This window comes from Streptomyces sp. NPDC027672 (assembly GCF_055566335.1).
In genome coordinates, this window is record NZ_JBVHSO010000033.1 from 1 (window position 1) to 3,969 (window position 3,969).

Sequence of the window (3,969 nt, forward strand, 5' to 3'; positions counted from 1 at the left end):
GGTTGAGCCCGAGCCCGTTCAAACCGATTCCGCTCCCGAAGCGCCCGAGCCGGTTGTTGAGGAGGTGGTTCCCGAGCCGACAGCAGAACCAGAAGCAGGCCCCGCGCCTGTCATCAAAGAGCCGGTCAGCGCTCCTGCGCCTGCCGTCAGTGAAGCCGTGGACGCAACGCCTGCCGCTCCAGTGCCGGCCGAGCTGGTGGCCCCGTCTGTTCCGAACCCCGAACCGAGCAAGTCAGCTCAAGCCCCGGCACCGGCCCCCAAGGCGACGTCGACCCGGGCCCCGGTGAAACCGGAAGCCCTCAAGGCCAATCCGGCCGGTGAGGCGTCGGCGAAGGCCAGCAACAAGAAGGGCTGGCAACTTCTGGCTGGGTCGGGCGTGGCCGTCCTTGTGCTGGGTGGGGCGTTGGCGTGGTGGACCACTCACCGCTCCAGCGAAACCGTTCCGCTCCAAGACAAACCGGCTGCAGCAGTGACTGCCCCGGCCCCCGTCGCCGTGCCAGTTGCTCCGGTTGTATCCGCGCCGCCCCAGGTCGAGGAGCCCAAGCCCGTGACTGCCCCGGTGGAAGAGAAGGCCGCGGTCGCTGCCCCGGTTGTGGAAGCCCCGGTGCTGGCAGAGCCACCTAAGGCCCAGACCCCGGCAACTGCCCCGGCGTCAAAGCCGGTGCCGGTTTCGAAACCAGCTGCAAAGCCCAAGCCGGCCCCCAAGCCTGTTGCTAAACCCGAGCCGAAAAACGATTGGCAGGACCAAGCCAACAGCGATATCGACGCGTGGGCAGAAAAGATCAGGTGAGGTGCTTGCGCTTATCGAAAGCCTTGCTAGAAAGAATGTGTATCCATGAAAGATGGGAGGAAAAATGTTTGGGTGGTTGTTTACGCAGTATCGAAAGCCCGGAAAGCTCCACTTCGGATCGAAGTGGCTCAACCTGCATGGGCGATTTTTCATTGGTAACCCAGAAAGATTTGGGCTCTCCGATTGCCGAGAGAACGTCCTGACCTCGTATTACTACCTGCGGGCGGACCGGAAGATGCCGGTGGCAAACGATGAGGACTTTGATGCCTGGAGGATGGACGCCCTGCGCGCCAGCCAGGTTCGGCACGCCAGCGAAAAACATGTGTCCAAAGCCGGCTTTCTTGTCACCTCGGCCGCGTGCGTGGCCCTTTGCTTTGGGGCATTGGTCGTCAACAAAGTGAAAGGAACACGCCCTTCGCCGGCGGCGATCCAACTCGCGCCCTCGTTGTCGTTGAACGAGTGCAAAAAGAAATGGACGAGCGGCACCATCACGCCTCAGGAAATCGTGGCGTGTCAGGCGCTATCTCAAACCAACAACAACAACAACGGGAGGCACTGAGCATGTTGCTATCGCTGATGGATTGGACGGTCGGTATTGGCCGCAAGCTGTTCAAGAAGGACGATCAAGCGTCGAGCACGCTGGAGCAAATCATTCTGGACGGCAATGACCGCTACGAAAACTTGGTCGGGCGCTTTGACGTGAGCGACCGCGTGAAGAGCCGCGTGCTGGACGTTCCCCCAGAGGATGTAGATATGGCGGTCCAAGCGGGCGCGGTTTTCGACGAGAAAGAGATGGCACTGGTTGTGCCCGAAGAACTGGATCTGGACCAGTTCCATCCGTGGTGGCCGAAGGTTCCGGAGGATCTGCGCAACACCCAGGCCCGCATGATCATCACCAAGGAAGGACGTCGTGCCGAAGGCTTCGTGCTGGGGGACGACATGGCGCTGGGCGGCGACAGCACTGCAACCTCGCTGATGTATCTGGCCTTCCCGCTGATTGGTGCGGTTCAATACTTCTTGGGCTCGCTCATTGGCGCTTTTAGTTACGTGGTGCTGCTGGCTGCCATTCCTTACTTTGTTGCGTTGAAGCAAGCGGAAGGGATGAAGGAAGCCTTCAAGGGCCTGGCCCTGATGGTGCTGCCCGTGCTGATTGCAACCGCTTCGGCGGCGTTGTCGTCCGCGCTCCACGTGGACGCGGCCAGCATGGGGCAAGCAGCGGTTGACCCGATGAACACGGGAGCGGGGATGATGGCGGTCGCTGCGGGCTTTGCCAAAATGGCGGGCATCGTTCTTCTGATCTTGACCATTCCTGGCCTGCTGTTGTTTGCGGCCTTCCTGAGTGCGGCCTCGCATCCCCACCGGGGCGTGCTGGGGGGGACCGCCGAGCGCTTCATTCAGATGATGAAGTGGATGGTGGTGATCTTGGCCCTTGTTGGGATTGGCTCCCTTCTCCCGGACGGGATGGGCGTGGCCGTGGCGTTTGTGATCGCGGCCATGTATGCCTTGCAGTTCACGGAAGGCAACTTCGTTCAAACGGCCGCTCGCCTCTACCTGCAAAACCTGGACAACAACCTGGCGACCCAGGGTGCCCTGTCCAAGTCCCACGTGAAGGCCCGCGAGCAGCAGGCTGCCGAAGCGTTGCGCGACAAGACCCCGCTTTTGAAGGTGGGTCGAGCGTCTGGTCACCTGAACGACCGCGGCCATGGCTTTGCGCCGGACAAGGGCACGGTGATGATGCTGTCCTGGCGCGACCTGACCCAAGGCCTGATCGTCTACGGGCGTATCGGTTCGGGCAAGTCCTTCAGCGTGCTGCGGCCGTTGGCCCGTCGCTATCGCGAGTCCGCATTAGCCGTAGGACTGCGGAATGAACTGAAGGGGAGCGCCGCGGGCGAGACCGTTCTTGATGCGAAGCGCAGCGGGGGTGGAGCACTCATCCTCGACGCGAAGGACGGCGCGATCATCTCCGATCTGGGCAAGGACGCGTTTGATATCGTCGTGCGCGCAGGCATGTCGGTGGCCCCCTACGAGGGCCTGGAGCCGGATCAAATCACCAAGGCCCTTCGCGGCGCGACCGGCGGCAAGGTTGATGAGAAGTCCAAGCTCTGGAGCGATGGCGGCGACGCTTTCCTCTTCCACACCGGCATCATCCTGAAGGCCGCATGCGAGCACGAGCAGGCCTACCGAGACTTCTGCATCGCCAAGCTGGAAGGGTTGGAGCACGCCCGGTTGATGATGCTGCTGGAGCGGGAGGAGTTGGAGAAGCGTGGCTTGGGGTTGGAAGACCTGGAAGCGGCGCTGGCTCGCGTGGAAGAGCAAATGGGCACTTACGCGATTGTGGCGGAGGCTTCCCGGAACTGGTTCTACACCCCATTCCACCATGCCAAGCTGTTGGCGATGGTTGAGCAGGTGGTGCCGACGCCGCGTGGCGGGGAGATTGCCAGCGCTCGCGTGCTGGAGTTGGTGAACTGGTTGGGGTTGGAGCGCCCGGATACGTCTAGCACTGACGAAGAGCGGGAGGCCTATGCCGCCTACTCCCGGGACTACCACAACCGCTTGGCCACCCGGTCCGAGACCGTCCATCCCGACTTGCTGCGTCCCATGTCCCAGCTGCAAAGCTCGCTGGAATGGGCATTGCTGGGCGTTCCTGCAATGCATAAAGAGCAGCGCCAGTCCTTCACGTTGAACTCGCGGGGGCTCATCGAAAAACTGCTTCGGGGTGAAAAGCTCCGGACGGCAGATGACATCCCGTGGCATTCCGTCGAACGTGGGGAAGTGGACGTCTCTCAGGCGCTTTACGGGAAGTTCGTGGGCTTGTTCCTGCCCCCCACCCAGTTCGGCGAAGCGGGCGACATGATGCAGCGGTTGCTCAAGCAGCGTGTCATGAACGGCATTCGGGCACGCGGGGCGCACGGCGACAAGTGGCGCGAAATGCTGCCGGGCCAAACCGACGTGCTGCTGATGATGGACGAGGCGCATTTGCTGCTGACTTCGGACGACGTGCTGCTCTTCAGCACCTCCCGAAGCCTGGGGTTGATGCCGGTGATCGCGGTGCAGGGCCACGACAGCCTTATCAACACCTACGGGTCGGAGAACGAAGCCGATTTGCTGGCCAACACCATGCAATCGGTCATCGCGCTCAACCACTCGTTTGTCACACGCAACTACTTGATGAAGCGGCT

At 61.9% G+C, this 3,969-nt stretch carries 2 protein-coding genes and 1 pseudogene; all 3 read left to right on the forward strand.

Going from position 1 to position 3,969, the window contains the following annotated elements; genetic code table 11:
- Window positions 1–790 (forward strand): annotated as a pseudogene (locus ACZ4SV_RS36280) (hypothetical protein); the annotation flags it as partial.
- A 52-nt stretch (window positions 791–842) separates the two neighbouring features.
- On the forward strand, window positions 843–1,349 hold the full coding sequence (locus ACZ4SV_RS36285) for a hypothetical protein (protein WP_467384771.1): 507 nt from the start codon (window positions 843–845) through the stop codon (window positions 1,347–1,349).
- A 2-nt stretch (window positions 1,350–1,351) separates the two neighbouring features.
- The coding region (locus ACZ4SV_RS36290; RefSeq protein ID WP_468011411.1) for a hypothetical protein at window positions 1,352–3,969 on the forward strand (2,618 nt) is incomplete at its 3' end.

Excerpts from the sequence above, each read along its gene's own strand:
- ACZ4SV_RS36285 (WP_467384771.1), top strand. The coding sequence starts at position 843 with ATGGGAGGAAAAATGTTTGGGTGGTTGTTTACGCAGTATCGAAAGCCC.